Genomic DNA, 14,359 nt, shown 5'->3' on the forward strand with positions numbered 1-14,359 from the left:
GCAGATCGTCCGCTGCCGGCGCCGCCCCACGTCGGCATCCGCCAGGGACCAGCCGGTCGGGTCGACCGGCCGGCAGTGCCGCGGTCAGTGCGCCTGCACCTTCAAGGTCATGCCATCGACGGCGACCACGCGCACGCGCGCGCCAAGCGGCAGGTCCGGGCCGCTCACCGACCAGAAGGCGTCATCCACCTTGACCCGGCCGCGGCCATCGACGATGGCCTGATCCAGTTCCAGCACGCGGCCGACCAGTTGCTCGGCGCGACGGTTGAGCAGCGGCTGATCGCTGCGCCGGCCGCGACCGCGGAACCACTTCAGGTAGATCGCGACCGAAATGACCGCGAACACAGAGAACAGGATGGCCTGCCACAGCCAGCCCAGTTCCGGAAGCACCAGGACCACCACCGCCATCGCGGTGGCGGCGAAACCGAACCAGAGCATGAAGGCGCCCGGCGCCATCGTCTCTGCCGCGAACAGCAGCAGCGCCGCGCCGGTCCAGAACGCGAACTTGAAACTCATCTCAGCCTCCGATGCGCGGCGGCCGCGATGCGATCGACGCCTGCTGCTGGTTCAACGCGTCCTTGGCCAGCTCGGCGATGCCGGCGATGGAACCAATGACGCCGCTAGCTTCCATCGGCATCAGCACGAACTTCTGGTTGGGCGCGGTCGCCAGTTCCTTGAACGCTTCCACGTACTTCTGCGCGATGAAGTAGTTGATCGCCTGCACATCGCCCTTGGCGATGGCCTCGGACACCAGCGCGGTCGCCTTGGCTTCCGCCTCGGCCAGCCGCTCGCGCGCCTCGGCCTCGCGGTAGGCGGCTTCGCGCTTGCCCTCGGCTTCCAGGATCGCCGACTGCTTCTCGCCCTCGGCGCGCAGGATCTCCGACTGGCGCGAACCTTCCGCCTCCAGGATCGAGGCGCGCTTGTCGCGCTCGGCCTTCATCTGCCGGGCCATCGAATCGACCAGATCGCGCGGCGGCTGGATGTCCTTGATCTCGATGCGGTTGACCTTCACGCCCCACGGACTGGTCGCATGATCGACCACGCCCAGCAGCTTGGCGTTGATGGTCTCGCGCTGGCTGAGCGATTCGTCCAGGTCCATCGAGCCGATGACGGTGCGGATGTTGGTCTGCACCAGCGCGATCATCGCCTGGTCCAGGTTGGCCACCTCATAGGCCGCCTTGGCCGCGTCCAGCACCTGGAAGAACACCACGCCGTCCACTTTCACCACCGCATTGTCCTTGGTGATCACGTCCTGGGACGGCACCTCGAACACCTGCTCCATCATGTTCACCTTGCGCCCCACCCCCTGCATGTACGGAATGAGGAAGTGCAGGCCGGGCGACATGGTGTGGGTGTACCTGCCGAAGTGTTCGACGGTGAACTCGTACCCCTGCGGCACCACCCGCACCCCCTTGAAGAAGGTGATGATGATGAAAATACCGATCGCGGCGACCACGAACGTGGTGAGAGCCGAAGTGAACATGGTGATCCCCTTTCCAGTCCTTAGTAATAGGCGAGTATAGACGGCCCCCGGGGCACCGCCGGCCGGGGTGGAACAATTGTGGGGGTCGGCTGCGACCCTTTTGGCGCCCCCGGCATCTGGATGAATGCATGCCGCCCGTATCCAGCTTTGCCATCGATGTGCCCGACACCCTCCTGGCCCGCGCCCGCGCGGGGCGGCAGGACGCCTTCGAGCAGCTGTACCGCTGGTTCGAGCGGCCCGTATTCACCCTGGCGCTGCGCATCTGCGGCGATCGGGAGGAAGCCTCCGACGTGCTGCAGGACACCATGCTGAAGCTCTTCCACCATCTCGACGACTTCCGCGGCGGCAGCCCGTTCTGGGGCTGGCTGCGCCAGATCGCCGTCAACGAGGCCCTGATGAAGCTGCGCCGCAACCGCCGCTTCGACATGGAGATCGCCATGGACGAGGAGGACCTCCCCGAGGACCAGGGACATCTGCCGCCGGCCGCGGCCGACGCGGCGATGCTGCAACGCGCGCTCGGCGCGTTGCCGGCAGCCACCCGCAGCGTGCTGTGGCTGTATCACGCCGAAGGCTATACCCACGAGGAAATCGCCCGGTTGATGCAGCGCACGCCCAGTTTTTCCAAATCGCAGCTCTCGCGCGGCACCCGCCGCCTGCGGACGCTGCTGCAGATCGAGGAACCCGTCCATGCCTGATGCACGCCATCCAGGACATCCCGCGCCCGAGGACTGGGGCCAGGCGTTTGCGGCGTTGCCGCTGGAGACGCCGCCCGCCGGTGGCTGGAACCGCGTGGCCGCCGCGCTGCCCGCGCGCCGCTCGCGCGACCGAGTGTGGATCCCGGCCGCCGCCGCGGCCTGTCTGGCGCTGGCGATAGCGGTGCCGTGGCGCGGCACCGCGCCGGATCAATCACCGCCGGTCGCGGCGACCACGCCGCCCTCCACGCCGACCAGCGCGTCCACGCCGTCGACCACGCCTGCCCCGGTCGACTCCGGCACGGCCGACGCCGCCGCGCCGGTGGTCCCCGTGCCCGCGTCCAGGCGCGCCCCGCTCGACACCGGACTGGCGGCCACGCCCGCGCGTACACCGGCCAACCGGAAGTCCCCTGTCCACCCGGCGTCCGTACCCGCGGACACGGATGCGGACGAGACGGAAGCGCGGAGGACGGCAGCCATCGCCACGGCGAACCCCGCCGACACGCCGGCGCCACGCGACGCCGCGACCACCGGTGCGCCGGCATCCCACGCGGCGCTGGAAACGCTGTACGCCGAATCCGCGCAACTGGAAGCCCTGCTTTCGCAGATCCGCGACGACCGCGTGGCCAGCGGCCCGGCCATGGCGCTGAGCACCGCGTTGAACGAACGCGTGGCCGGCATCGACGTCGCGCTGTCGCAGCCCGACCTGGCGGCCGACACCCGCGTGGGCCTGTGGCGCGAACGGGTCGCGGTCCTGCAACGCCTGACCGGCGTGGAAAGCACCCAGCGCTGGATGGCGGCCAACGGCTACCAGGCCGATGGCGCCGTGGCCCAGGTCTATTGAGGAATACGAGGAGCAACCGAGATGATCATGAAATCCAATACCCGAAACCTGAGCATCGCCGCGCTTGCCATCGCCGTCGGCATGACCTTCACCACCCGGGCGCAGGACAAGACGGGGGCCGCGCGCGAATCAGCGGGTGTCGCGCAGACCGCCGCCGCGCGCGAGGCGCAGCGCAAGGAACTGGCCGACGCGCGCGCGGAGTTGCAGCGCGCCGCGCGTCGCGTGGCCGAACTCTCGCGCGCCGATGAGATGTCCGCATTGCGCCAGCGCATCGAGCGACGCCCGATGCTGGGTGTGCTGCTTGCGCCGGATTCCCAGACCGGCGTCCGCGTCACCGGGGTCACGCCGGACAGCGGCGCCGCGCGGGTCGGCCTGCGCTCCGGCGATCAGTTGCTGAAGATCAACGGCAGGGCGATCGCCGGCAGCACGCCGGGACAGCGCCTGGAAAACGCCCGCGCGGCCCTGGCGGGACTGAAGATGGATGTCCCGGTGAAGGTCGCGTTCCAGCGCGAGGGCCGTCAGCACGATGTCGAGGTGATGCCCCAGGCCGGCCGGCCGGTGCTGGTGTTCACCGACGATGGTTCGACCGGCGAGCGCGGCACCCGCATCGTGCTGTCGCCGGAAGGCGATGGCATCGCCACGGTCGACAACTTCAGTTTCGGCGCGTTCGACTTCAAGCCCGCCGAACTGGCCATCACGCCCGAAATCCAGCGCGAGCTGATGCGGGTGCGCGAGCTGACCGACTGCACCGACGGCAAGGACTGCCTGATGCCGCGGCTGGCCGAAGCCTATCGCTGGAACGGCCTCAACCTGTCCTCGGTGGACGCGCAGCTGGGCCGGTACTTCGGCACGGATCGCGGTGTGCTGGTGCTGTCGACCGGACGGGAGCTGGAGGGTCTGCAGGCGGGCGACGTGATCCGCCGCGTCGAGGGCAGGGAAGTGGGGACGCCCCGCGACGTGATGGAAGCGCTGCGCGGCAAGCCCGCCGACAGCAATGTCAGCGTCGAGTACCTGCGCGACCGCCGGAGCACGACCAGCCTGATCCGGATCCCGCGCGCCACGCCGCTGCGCATTCCCGTTCCTCCCGCGCCGCCCGCTCCCCCGGCAGCGCCTCCGGCTCCACCGTCCCCGGCCGCGAAGACACCACCCGCACCGCCCGCGCAGCCAGCCGCCGCAGCGGTTCCCACGCCACCGGCACCACCCACGGTGATCAGCACCCGTCGGCACCAGGTGGTGATGGTCGATCGCAACGGAAAAATCCACGAATACAGCAGCGATGCCGGCGGTCCGTTGCCCGCGCCGCCGGTCGCGCCGAAGGCTCCCCCCGCGCCGCCGCCGCCCGCACCGCCCGTGCCGCCATCCCCCGGCGTGCCGGTCTGAGCATTCCCATAACAAGAACGCGTACGTGAATCCCCTGCCCCGGCATGCCCGGGGCAATTTTTTGGGTTGATTTCCCGTTACGTGGATTTTTTGGCCGACGTGTCCCTGTCCGGTCCGTCCGCCACGCGTGCGCGGGTCGTGATGAATCCCGGCGACCATGGTCCCGCCAGGGACACCGCCGGCGCGATGAACATGTCCATCCCCGTCGGATGGGCCGCTTCGGCGAGGAACGGCGGAAGGCGCCACATCGGCGGCGCATCGCGCATCACGGATTCACCTGGCGCCCGTGCCGGCGGCCGGCGCCGGTTCCACCCACGCCGTGAACACCTTGTCGATGTCCGCATCGCTGACCGCCTTGCCTTCCTGTCGCGCCTCGGCCTGGGTGAACAGCGGGATGATCATCGCCATGCCATCGATCCTGGTCCTGAGATGCACGCCGGTGCCGCGTTCGAGGAAACCCTGCCAGCGCGCGCGCACCCGGGCCCAGTAGTCGGCGGTGCCCTTCCAGTAGTCGTAGGCCGGCTTGAAGTCGATGTCCCGGGTCTTGATGTAATCGTTGAAGCCGAACTCCCGCGCCAGCTGCACCTGGCTGCCGTCGGGCTTGCGCAGCACCTTGGTGTTGAACTGCTCGTGGGTCCAGCCGTTCGGAGTGAGCGTATGGCGGTTGATCACCGACATCGCGTTGTAGTCGCTGCGACGGGTGTATTCGCGACGGGGCAGCGGGCGCCAGGACGGATCACTGGTCCAGGTCGGATGGCCGTCGCGATAGTCCCAGCGGCCGGTGCCGCAGTAACGCGGTGCGTCGCTGACCTCGTAGACGCACTGGGTCCAGGCGCCGCGGGTGACGTCGGCCGGAATTTCGCGACGGGTCCAGGTCTGGTCGGCGGTGAACTCGAAGCGCTGGCTGGCTTCATAGACCCAGTCCTGCCGCCAGTGCTTGGTGACGTGGCCGCTCTTGGCATCCACCAAGATGTGCTGCAGCACGATCCGATGGGGTGTGTCCTCGACGACGATGACGGTCTCGTCGCCGCCGCTGCGCATCGCCGCCTGGCGCTCGTAGCCGGGCTGCAGCAGCACGGTTTCGTCGAAGGCGAAGTCGACGGTGTACTCGCCCTGCATGGCCAGGATGGAAGCACGGTCGTGCGCGGGATCCGCGTCCTGCGCCGCCGCGGTGCCGGTACTGGCCAGCAGGACGGTCAACAGGGATAGATGGGGCAGGAATTTCATGCGTGGGTTCTCTCGTCTGGCTTCCAGGAAATCACGGCGTCCGGGTAGCGACCGTGGGGCAGGTCGCGGGTTCGCGACGGCGCGGACGAGAGACAGCAGCACTCGTCCGAAAGGGTTTCATCGTCGATGCCTTCACCGCGGGCAATCGCGCGCGCGGTGGCGGCCCCGAGCGGGGACAGGCGGGCCAGGCTGGCGGCCAATACCGGCGTGCCCTCCTCTCCCGGCAGTTCATGCAGGCGCAGGATCGCGGCGCGCCATTGTTCACCGCGCAGGCGACCGGCCAGTCGCCGCCACAACCGTTCACCGATACCGGCGGCGGCTTCCGCCGTCGTTTCCTGCGGCCAATGCGACAGCAGGCGATCCCAGGCCAGGAAGTCGCTGTCCGGAAGCAGGAACAGACGCCAGCAGCAGCGGCCGCCGGCATCCAGGAATCGCAGGGATTCGCGCAGCCCATCGCTGTCGAGTCCGGCGTGGACCTTGACGCCGGTCGCCTGCTCCCAGCCGGACAGCTCGCCACCGTGTCCGGCGCGGTACAGGCACAGCACCGCGCCCAGCGCGGCCAACTGCTGCGGTCGTGGCAGGCGCGCGGCATCCCGCCATTCGCCCGGCATCCGGACCTCCGGCGGAAGCACGCGCGCGGCCATGGCTACCAGCTCACCGCCACGCTGGCTGACAAGGTGCGGCCAGGCGCGGTGTAGCGATCCAGGGTATTGCTGGTGGCGACCACCATGGCGAGGTCACCGGCATCGAAGTAACGGCGGTCGCCCAGATTGAACACGCCCAGGTTGAACTTCGCGCCGGGCGCGAACTCCCAATGCGCGTACAGATCCAGCACGCCATAGCCACCCGGGCGATAGAGGGTGTCGGCGGACGCATGGCGCTTGCGCCCGACGAACCGGCCCGCCAGTTCCACGCCCCATTGCGCGTGGTCGTAGGCCAGCCCCAGCGCCGCGGTCAGCGGATCCACGCTGTCCAGCCAGGTGTCGGCGGTCTTGTCCTTGCCGCGCGACCAGGCCGCCGAACCGCGCATCGACCAGCCGTCCCAGGCGGCCGACAGCGTGCCGAAGTCGATGCCCGCCTTCGCCTCGGCGCCGTAGATTTCGGCCTCGGCGATGTTCTGCGACTGGAACACCATCAATCCTTCAGCGTTGGTGCCGATGTTGCGGTTGGATTCGATGAAGTCGTCATACCGGTTGTAATAGCCGGACAGGCTGGCGTAGACGGCTTCGCCGGAGAAACGCAGGCCCAGTTCCACGCCATCGCTGGTTTCCGGCTTCAGGTCCGGATTGGCGATCGCGGTATAGCCGAACTGGACATTGGTGAATCCGATGTTGACGTCGTTGTACGGCGGCGAACGGAAGCCGCGGGCATAGCCGCCGAACAGCGACCATGCGTCATTGAAGTGCCAGACCAGGCCGAACTTCGGCGAGACGCTGGTTTCGTTGAGGCTGACCGCGCGCACGCCCGGGTTGTCCTCGGCAAAGATGTTGTCCATCTTCGGCTTGAGCCGGTAGTGATCCACGCGCAGGCCCGGCACCAGGCGCAGGCGGCCATCCACCAGCGCGATCTCGTCCTGCACGTACAGCGCGCCGACGGTGGTCTGGCTGTTGGGGAAATCCCGCACCGGGAACGTATCCGGCGCCATCACCGGCGTGCTGACGCCGGTGAGCGGAAACGTCCGCACGCCATCGCGCTTCTGCCGGGTCCGGGTCCACGCCAGGTCCAGGCCATAGCTCAGATCGTGCCGCGCCGCGCCGGTTTCGAAGTGTTTGCGGAAATTCGTCTGCAGGCCGTAGGTGCGCTGATCGAAGTTGAACACGCGATCACGGATGTCGCGCAGCGTCGGCGGCGCCAGCGTGCGTTCCTCGTGGGTGTACTGGGTGGTCTCGCTGTCCTGCCGGTAGACCTGCCAGTCCAGGCTGTCAGCGAAACCGACGCCAAGCCCGTCCCACTCGTGCGCCAGCGACAGGCGCGCGCGGGTCTGGCGATCGCGCGCGGTCACCGCCGTGTTGGTGGCGCGGGTAGCCGACTGAAAGCCGAGAGAATTGAGCAGATGGGTATCGGCGTTGTCCTCGGTGCCTTCCACCGTCAGCCGGAGCCGCTGCTGCTCGTCCGGCGCGAACACCAGGCGGGTCAGCAGGCTGCGGCCATCGCGTTCCTGCGGATTGGGCCGGGTGCGCGCGGCGCCTTCGCCGCCCACGCGTCCCATGTTCTCGGTCTCCTTGCCCTGGCGATGGCCGACCACCGCCAGTCCGCTCCAGCGCTCGCCGCCGAACGCGGTGGTGGCGCTGCCGAACAGGCCCTTCCAATCGCCTTCGTAGCCGAGCTTGAGGCCAAAGTAGGCGTCCTTGCCGTCCCCCAGGTAATCGGAGGGATCCTTGGTGATGAACGACACCACGCCACCGAGCGCGTCGGAACCGTAGAGGGAGCTGGACGGTCCGCGCACGATCTCCACCTGCTTGACCGTGTCCAGGTCGACCAGGTTGCGGCCCGCGTTCGAGAAGCTGCCGATCGAGAACGCGTCGGAGACGGCGATGCCGTCGGTCTGGATGCGCACGCGGTTGCCTTCCAGTCCGCGGATGCGGAAACCGCCCATGCCAAAGCGGCCGAAGCTGGAGGTGACGCTGACGCCCGGCTCGTAGCGCACCAGATCCTTGATGTCGCGCACCAGATGATCGTCCATCTGCTCGCGATCGATCACGCTGACGGTATTGGGCACGTCGGCGATTTCGCGTGCGCCACGGGTGGCGGTGACCTGGATGCGTTCGAATTCGCGGGTGGGCGCCGTGCCGGCGGATGCGGCGTCGGCGGGTGTTTCAGCCTGGGCCAGGCTTGCGCAGGCCAGCCACAAGGCGGAGGTGAGCAGGGTCGGACGGATCATTGGCTTGCGGCAGTCCTTGTTCGGTTTCCCGGCGCGCATGCGGCGCACCGTTGGGGAGGAAACCTGGAAGGCTGGCGGGCCGGTCGAACCGATGGCTGGCGCCCAGGCGGAGAGAGAAGGTCACCACCGCGGCGGCGCGCCCCGCCGGGGAGAGGGAGCGTTGGGGCGCGGCCGCGGCGGCGGTGTTACTTGGTGAGGATCAGCTTGTCGTTGCTGGTGTGGCGAAGGCGATAGATCTTGTCGCCGTGGCGGATCAGGACTTCGCGCTGGCCCTTGAGCAGGACATGGCTGTCCAGCGGTTCTTCGGCGAGCACGGCCGCCGGCGTGGGCAGGCGGTTGCGCAGCGACAGGGTTTCGACGTTCGGCAATGAAGTGACGTTCGAGATCATGGTGGTGGCTCCGGGTCGGGCCACTCAAATGATAATGATTCTCATTGACTAGTCAAATCTTTTTTTGTGCCGACCGGCGGACCGGACAGCCCTGGTCAGGCGTACTCGCGGCGCAGGAAATCCCACAGGCCCAGGACGACCGCGGCCGCCCCGCCCACCACGCCGGCGAGCGCCACCTGATCCATCAGTTCGCCCTGCCCGGCGAACGCCTGCATCGGCAACGTCCACGGGTACCAGGGGCCGAAGCGCGCCGACTGCCCGATCAGGAAACCGGCCACGGTGGCGGTCATGCCGGTGGCGACCGCGACCGTGAAGCTGGTCCAGCGCAATGCGATCCACAGGTGCAGGCCGATGATGCAACCCGACGCCGCCAGGATGACCAGCGCGCGCAGGCCCAGGAATGTCCACGGCACCGCGCCGCCGATACCGAGCGGATTGTGCAGTTGCATCAGGACCCAGCCGCCCGACGGGATCAGCAGCGCCAGCACCAGCGTCGCCAGCATCACCATCCCGATCAGGATGATCAGCTTGCCCAGGTAATGCGCGCTGCGCGGCAACGGCAATGCGAGCAGGTGCTTCCACTGTCGTTCGCCGTGTTCGAGTCCGGCCAGCAGCGCCGACTGCAGGGTCACGTACAACGGCAGCATCAGGAACGCCCACAACAGCATCACGCCCTGGATGAAACGTTCCCATGCCAGCGCCGGCGTCGCCAGCGGTTGTCCGCCCTTGCTCAGCAGCAGTTGCAGCACCGACAACACGACGACCAGTCCGGGAGCGATGAAGCACAGGCGCAGCGCCAAGGTGCCTTTCAGTTTCAGCGATTCCGCGGAGACCGCGCGCAGGGTCGCCCTGATGAGTCCGCTCATGCCGCAAGTTCCCCCGCCTGTTCGCCCGTCAGGGCGAAGAACAGCGACTCCAGCGATATCGATTCCTTCGCCAGGTGGGACACGCCGATCCGGCATCCGACCAGCAGACGATTGATGTCCTGCTCGCTGCGCGGGCCGAGATGGACCTTCAGGCCTTCCGCATCGATGTCGCTGATCTGTTCCCCGGCCTGGCGCAACGCTTCGGCCGCCTGCGCGGGATCGTCGCAGCGGATCTGCAGGCGTGGCCGCGCCCGCGTGCGCAGTTCTTCCAGCCGGCCCTCGAAGCGGAGATGTCCCGCCTGCAACACGCCCACATGGCTTGCGATCAATTCGATCTCGCTGAGCAGGTGGCTGGACACGAACACGGTGATGCCCTGCCGGGCCAGCTCGCGCAGCAGCCGGCGCATGTCGAGGATGCCGGCGGGATCCAGGCCGTTGCTCGGCTCATCGAGAATCAGCAGGCCGGGCGACGGCAACAGGCTCAACGCCAGGGCCAGCCGCTGACGCATGCCCAGCGAGTATTCGCGCACGCGCCGGTCGCCGGCATCGCGCAAGCCGGTCAGCTCCAGCACCTCGTCGATGCGCGCGCGCCGCAGATCCAGCAGGCGCCGTGTCACTTCCAGATTCTCGCGTCCGCTGAGATGCGGATACAGGGAAGGCGACTCGACCAACGCGCCGACCCGTGCCAGCACCCGCCGGTCATCAGGCGCCACCGGTTGGCCGAACAGTTCGACCCGCCCCCGCTCCGGATGCAACAGGCCAAGCAGCAGGCGCACGGTGGTGGTCTTGCCCGCGCCGTTGGGTCCGAGGAATCCGTACACGGTTCCTTCCGGCACGTGCAGGTTGAGCGAATGCACCCCGAAGCCGCTGCGGAAACGGCGCTGCAGATCGAAGGTCCGGATGGCGTAGGTCATGGCCGCTCCTGCGGATACGCCGGCAGTATCGGCAGCGGCGCGGCGCGGACTCCCCTGCCGGGAGTCACGCCGTGTCATCAGTCATGCGCGCACGTTGCCTGGGGGTGGCGCGTGCGGTGTCTCGATCAGACCAGCAGGCTTACCGGCTTTATCCGCTCAGCTCGCCGCGGCTCCCAGCCGTTCCCACAGCGTGTCGTCGTAGCGCTGTGCCAGTTCGACGGCGGCGAGGTTCTGTCGCAGTTGTTCGACCCGGCTGGCGCCGGTGATGACGGTGGAGACATGCGGATTGCGCAGGCACCAGGCGATCGCAAGCGGAGCCGGCGCTTCACCGAGTTCGGCCGCCAGCGCGGTGAAGCGGCGCGCGCGTTCCAGCTTCCGATCGCCGGCGGCGCCGATCACCATGCGCCGCAGTTCCTCGTTGCCGGCATGGCCCAGGCGCGTGTCTTCCGGAATACCGTCGTTGTACTTGCCGGTCAGCAGGCCCGACCCGAGCGGCGACCAGGTGGTGGTGCCCAGGCCGAGTTCCGCGTACAGCGGCGCGTATTCGAGTTCGACCCGCTGCCTACGCAGCAGGTTGTACTGCGGCTGCTCCATGGTCGGGCCGTGCAGGTGATGCTGGCGCGCCACCCGCGCGGCTTCCCGGATCTGCACCGCCGACCATTCCGACGTGCCCCAGTACAGCACCTTGCCCTGCCGGATCAGGCTGTCCATCGCCCAGACCGTTTCCTCGATCGGCGTGTCCGGATCGGGACGGTGGCAGAAGAACAGATCCAGATAATCGAGCTGCAACCGCGCCAGCGCGGCGTGGCAGGCGTCGCTGACATGCTTGCGCGAAAGCCCGCGCTGGGTCGGACGGGGCGATTCGGCCGAACCGAAGAACACCTTGCTGGAGACGCAGTAACCATCGCGCGGCAGGCCCAGATCGCGCAGCGCCTGGCCCATCACCGTTTCGGAGGCGCCATGGGCATAGCTTTCGGCGTTGTCGAAGAAATTGACGCCGTGTTCCCACGCGCAGGCCAGCAGCTCGCGCGCGCCCTCGCGGCCGACGCGATCGCCGAAGGTCACCCAGCTGCCGAAGGACAACGCGGACAGCTGCAATCCGGAGCTTCCCAATCGACGGTATTGCATGGAGGCGACCCCGCGCGGTGGGCAAATGAGAACAGTTTACGCCCGCGTGCGCGGACCTCCGTTAGAATGCGCGCACTTACCTCCGGGGAGTAGCCCGTCCGCCACGCGCGGATACCCCGCATCAACACACTTGGCAGCACGCCATGGTGCGCGGGACGAAGCTAGAGGCTTCGTCGGGCAAGACCGAAGGCAAGCGCTACGCGACCCGGGCCGGGCTGCGTGCGTTTGCCTTCGCGTCCATGCGAAGCCCGGCCCCGGAGTTCCTGATGCTGTCGTTGCAAGCCCTGCTGGTGTCCACCGGCACGGTCGCCCTCGCCGAAATCGGCGACAAGACCCAACTGCTCGCCCTGCTGCTGGCCGCGCGCTACCGCAAGCCCTGGCCGATTGCCTGGGGCATCCTCGCCGCGACCCTGGTCAACCATGCCATCTCCGCCTGGCTGGGCGCCGAGCTGACCCGCTGGCTGTCGCCGGAAGTGCTGCGCTGGGGGGTCACCGCGAGCTTCCTGGCGGTGGCGCTGTGGACCCTCAAGCCGGACAAGCTGGACGAGAACGAGGAAAAGCTGCCGGCCTACGGCGCCTTCGTGGCGACCACGATTGCCTTCTTCCTGGCCGAAATCGGCGACAAGACCCAGGTGGCGACGGTGCTCCTGGGCACCCGCTACGACCCGCTCTGGCAGGTCATCGCCGGCACCACCCTGGGCATGCTGGTCGCCAACCTGCCGGTGGTCTGGCTGGGCCACCGCTTCGCCGACCGCCTGCCCTTGAAGCTGGCCCGCACCGTCGCGGCGCTGGTATTCCTGGGCCTGGCGGCCTGGGTGGCATGCTTCGGCGTGGGCTGACCGGCCCCGGCGCGGTTCAGGCAGGCCCGGTCACCGGGCCTGCTAGACTGCCCGCCTTTGAACGACGCGTGTGGGTCTGGGGGATTGCATGGTGGAAGCTCTGGGGCGGATCGGCTTCGGCCTGTTCGGCCTGGCGGTACTGATCGGTATCGCCTGGCTGTTCTCGAACAATCGCCGCGCCGTCGACTGGCGGCTGGTGGTCACCGGCATCCTGCTCCAGATCGGCTTCGCCGCCATCGTGCTGCTGGTGCCCGGCGGCCGCGATGTGTTCGATTCGCTGGGCAAGGGCTTCGTGAAGGTGCTGAGCTTCGTCAACGAAGGCTCCAACTTCATCTTCGGCGGCCTGATGGACACCTCCAAGGTCGGCTTCATCTTCGCCTTCCAGGTGCTGCCCACCATCATCTTCTTCTCCGCGCTGATGGGCGTGCTCTATCACCTGGGCGTCATGCAGGCGATCGTGCGGGCGATGGCCTGGGCCATCACCAAGGTGATGAAGGTGTCCGGCGCCGAGACCACCAGCGTCTGCGCCAGCGTGTTCATCGGCCAGACCGAGGCGCCGCTGACGGTGCGCCCGTACATCCCGCGGATGACCGAGTCCGAACTGATCACCATGATGATCGGTGGCATGGCGCACATCGCCGGCGGCGTGCTCGCGGCCTACGTCGGTCTGCTCGGCGGCAACGATCCGGCCGAGATGGCCAAGTACGCCAAGCATCTGCTCGCGGCCAGCATCATGGCCGCACCCGCAACCTTGGTGCTGGCCAAGGTGCTGATTCCGGAAACCGGCGAACCGCTGACCCGCGGCAGCGTGCGCATCGAAGTGGAACGCCACAGCGCCAACGTCATCGACGCGGCCGCCAGCGGCGCCGGCGAAGGCCTCAAGCTCGCGTTGAACGTCGGCGCCATGCTGCTGGCCTTCATCGCGCTGATCGCGCTGCTGAACTCGCCGCTGCAATACCTCGGCACCGTGGTATGGCCGGGCTGGCAGATCGCCCTGTCCGGCATCGTCGGCGTGCTGCTGCTCGCGGCCGCCATGCGCCTGTACGGCCGCGCGCCGGCAGTCGCCGCGGATGGCAAGCCGGCCGGCCGCGTCACCGGCGGCGTGATCGCCTGCGCGCTGCTCGGCGTGCTCGCGCTGCTGCTGACCGCGGCGGCATATGCGGCGGCCGGCGGCACGATCAACGACTGGCTGTCGGCCGGCAAGAGCGTGCCGGTCAGCCTGAGCCTGCAGACCGTGCTCGGCTACGTGCTCGCGCCGGTGGCCTGGCTCATCGGCACGCCGTGGCAGGACGCCGTGCTCGTCGGCAGCTTCATCGGCGAGAAGGTCGTGCTCAACGAGTTCGTTGCCTACGTCGACCTCGCCAAGAACATGCACCTGCTGCAGGAGCACAGCCGCGTCGTCGCCGCCTATGCGCTCTGCGGCTTCGCCAACTTCTCCTCGATCGCGATCCAGATCGGCGGCATCGGCGGCCTCGCGCCGGGCCGGCGCGCCGACCTCGCGCGCTTCGGCCTGCGCGCCGTGCTCGGCGGCTCGCTCGCCACCTTCATGACGGCGACGATCGCCGGCGTGCTGAACCTGCTTTGAGCCACACCCGCCTGCCAGCACCACGATGCACCGGCGACTGCGTCACCGCAGCCGCCGGCGCGTGCGAGGCGCAGCGGCAGCGTGAACGAGGCGCCGCATGAGCGCGCACCGTTTCGAGGACCGCATCAACG

14 protein-coding genes are annotated in these 14,359 nt (G+C 68.4%); 5 read left to right on the plus strand and 9 right to left on the minus strand.

What is annotated here, in order from left to right:
- Positions 1-84: 84 nt before the first annotated feature.
- Both ACTHN1_RS03360 and ACTHN1_RS03365 read right to left on the minus strand, forming a co-directional pair.
- Positions 85-516 (minus strand): NfeD family protein, encoded by a 432-nt coding sequence (locus ACTHN1_RS03360; protein ID WP_440469554.1) that lies wholly within the window; start codon positions 514-516, stop codon positions 85-87.
- Between the two features lies 1 nt (position 517).
- Entirely contained in the window at positions 518-1,483 is a 966-nt protein-coding gene (locus ACTHN1_RS03365) for an SPFH domain-containing protein (RefSeq protein WP_295374974.1), read from the minus strand.
- A gap of 128 nt (positions 1,484-1,611) precedes the next feature.
- Here ACTHN1_RS03365 and ACTHN1_RS03370 point away from each other — a divergent pair, with 128 nt between their 5' ends.
- The 3 genes from ACTHN1_RS03370 to ACTHN1_RS03380 are packed head-to-tail and all read left to right on the plus strand — an operon-like array spanning position 1,612 to position 4,399.
- On the plus strand, positions 1,612-2,178 hold the full coding sequence (locus tag ACTHN1_RS03370; RefSeq protein WP_440469555.1) for an RNA polymerase sigma factor: 567 nt from the start codon (positions 1,612-1,614) through the stop codon (positions 2,176-2,178).
- Positions 2,171-3,019: a hypothetical protein gene (locus tag ACTHN1_RS03375; protein ID WP_440469556.1), complete on the plus strand. Its 849-nt coding sequence runs from the start codon at positions 2,171-2,173 to the stop codon at positions 3,017-3,019. The genes ACTHN1_RS03370 and ACTHN1_RS03375 overlap by 8 nt, the downstream gene beginning before the upstream one ends.
- 27 nt (positions 3,020-3,046) lie before the next feature.
- Positions 3,047-4,399, plus strand: coding sequence for a PDZ domain-containing protein (locus ACTHN1_RS03380; RefSeq protein WP_440469557.1), 1,353 nt, complete (start codon positions 3,047-3,049; stop codon positions 4,397-4,399).
- Between the two features lie 273 nt (positions 4,400-4,672).
- Here the strand turns inward: ACTHN1_RS03380 and ACTHN1_RS03385 are convergent, their stop codons facing one another.
- From ACTHN1_RS03385 to ACTHN1_RS03415, 7 genes are all read right to left on the minus strand, one after another.
- Positions 4,673-5,626 carry a DUF6607 family protein gene (locus tag ACTHN1_RS03385; RefSeq protein ID WP_440469558.1) on the minus strand — a complete coding sequence of 318 codons (954 nt, stop codon included), beginning with the start codon at positions 5,624-5,626 and terminating at the stop codon, positions 4,673-4,675.
- Complete coding sequence (locus ACTHN1_RS03390; RefSeq protein WP_440469559.1) at positions 5,623-6,237, minus strand: Hemin transport protein; 615 nt, start codon at positions 6,235-6,237, stop codon at positions 5,623-5,625. The genes ACTHN1_RS03385 and ACTHN1_RS03390 overlap by 4 nt, the downstream gene beginning before the upstream one ends.
- A 35-nt stretch (positions 6,238-6,272) precedes the next feature.
- A complete protein-coding gene (locus ACTHN1_RS03395) occupies positions 6,273-8,507 on the minus strand; it encodes a TonB-dependent hemoglobin/transferrin/lactoferrin family receptor (protein ID WP_440469560.1) in 2,235 nt (744 codons plus the stop codon).
- A 185-nt stretch (positions 8,508-8,692) separates the two neighbouring features.
- Positions 8,693-8,896, minus strand: a complete 204-nt coding sequence (hemP, locus tag ACTHN1_RS03400; protein WP_440469561.1) for a hemin uptake protein HemP — start codon at positions 8,894-8,896, stop codon at positions 8,693-8,695.
- 95 nt (positions 8,897-8,991) lie between these two features.
- On the minus strand, positions 8,992-9,762 hold the full coding sequence (locus ACTHN1_RS03405) for an ABC transporter permease (RefSeq protein ID WP_440469562.1): 771 nt from the start codon (positions 9,760-9,762) through the stop codon (positions 8,992-8,994).
- Entirely contained in the window at positions 9,759-10,676 is a 918-nt protein-coding gene (locus ACTHN1_RS03410; protein WP_440469563.1) for an ATP-binding cassette domain-containing protein, read from the minus strand. The genes ACTHN1_RS03405 and ACTHN1_RS03410 overlap by 4 nt, the downstream gene beginning before the upstream one ends.
- Positions 10,677-10,832: 156 nt before the next feature.
- Positions 10,833-11,804, minus strand: coding sequence for a potassium channel beta subunit family protein (locus ACTHN1_RS03415; protein WP_440469564.1), 972 nt, complete (start codon positions 11,802-11,804; stop codon positions 10,833-10,835).
- Positions 11,805-12,070: 266 nt separating this feature from the next.
- Between ACTHN1_RS03415 and ACTHN1_RS03420 the strand changes: the two genes are divergently transcribed.
- Both ACTHN1_RS03420 and ACTHN1_RS03425 read left to right on the plus strand, forming a co-directional pair.
- On the plus strand, positions 12,071-12,643 hold the full coding sequence (locus tag ACTHN1_RS03420) for a TMEM165/GDT1 family protein (protein ID WP_440469565.1): 573 nt from the start codon (positions 12,071-12,073) through the stop codon (positions 12,641-12,643).
- A gap of 88 nt (positions 12,644-12,731) precedes the next feature.
- Complete coding sequence (locus ACTHN1_RS03425) at positions 12,732-14,228, plus strand: NupC/NupG family nucleoside CNT transporter (protein ID WP_440469566.1); 1,497 nt, start codon at positions 12,732-12,734, stop codon at positions 14,226-14,228.
- Positions 14,229-14,359: the final 131 nt, after the last annotated feature.

This window comes from Pseudoxanthomonas sp. (assembly GCF_051953815.1).
GTDB lineage: Bacteria > Pseudomonadota > Gammaproteobacteria > Xanthomonadales > Xanthomonadaceae > Pseudoxanthomonas_A.

Coding starts and splice junctions, on each gene's coding strand:
- ACTHN1_RS03360 (WP_440469554.1), bottom strand. CDS start 516: ATGAGTTTCAAGTTCGCGTTCTGGACCGGCGCGGCGCTGCTGCTGTTC.
- ACTHN1_RS03365 (WP_295374974.1), bottom strand. CDS start 1,483: ATGTTCACTTCGGCTCTCACCACGTTCGTGGTCGCCGCGATCGGTATT.
- ACTHN1_RS03370 (WP_440469555.1), top strand. CDS start 1,612: ATGCCGCCCGTATCCAGCTTTGCCATCGATGTGCCCGACACCCTCCTG.
- ACTHN1_RS03375 (WP_440469556.1), top strand. CDS start 2,171: ATGCCTGATGCACGCCATCCAGGACATCCCGCGCCCGAGGACTGGGGC.
- ACTHN1_RS03380 (WP_440469557.1), top strand. CDS start 3,047: ATGAAATCCAATACCCGAAACCTGAGCATCGCCGCGCTTGCCATCGCC.
- ACTHN1_RS03385 (WP_440469558.1), bottom strand. CDS start 5,626: ATGAAATTCCTGCCCCATCTATCCCTGTTGACCGTCCTGCTGGCCAGT.
- ACTHN1_RS03390 (WP_440469559.1), bottom strand. CDS start 6,237: ATGCCGGGCGAATGGCGGGATGCCGCGCGCCTGCCACGACCGCAGCAG.
- ACTHN1_RS03395 (WP_440469560.1), bottom strand. CDS start 8,507: ATGATCCGTCCGACCCTGCTCACCTCCGCCTTGTGGCTGGCCTGCGCA.
- hemP (WP_440469561.1), bottom strand. CDS start 8,896: ATGATCTCGAACGTCACTTCATTGCCGAACGTCGAAACCCTGTCGCTG.
- ACTHN1_RS03405 (WP_440469562.1), bottom strand. CDS start 9,762: ATGAGCGGACTCATCAGGGCGACCCTGCGCGCGGTCTCCGCGGAATCG.
- ACTHN1_RS03410 (WP_440469563.1), bottom strand. CDS start 10,676: ATGACCTACGCCATCCGGACCTTCGATCTGCAGCGCCGTTTCCGCAGC.
- ACTHN1_RS03415 (WP_440469564.1), bottom strand. CDS start 11,804: ATGCAATACCGTCGATTGGGAAGCTCCGGATTGCAGCTGTCCGCGTTG.
- ACTHN1_RS03420 (WP_440469565.1), top strand. CDS start 12,071: ATGCTGTCGTTGCAAGCCCTGCTGGTGTCCACCGGCACGGTCGCCCTC.
- ACTHN1_RS03425 (WP_440469566.1), top strand. CDS start 12,732: ATGGTGGAAGCTCTGGGGCGGATCGGCTTCGGCCTGTTCGGCCTGGCG.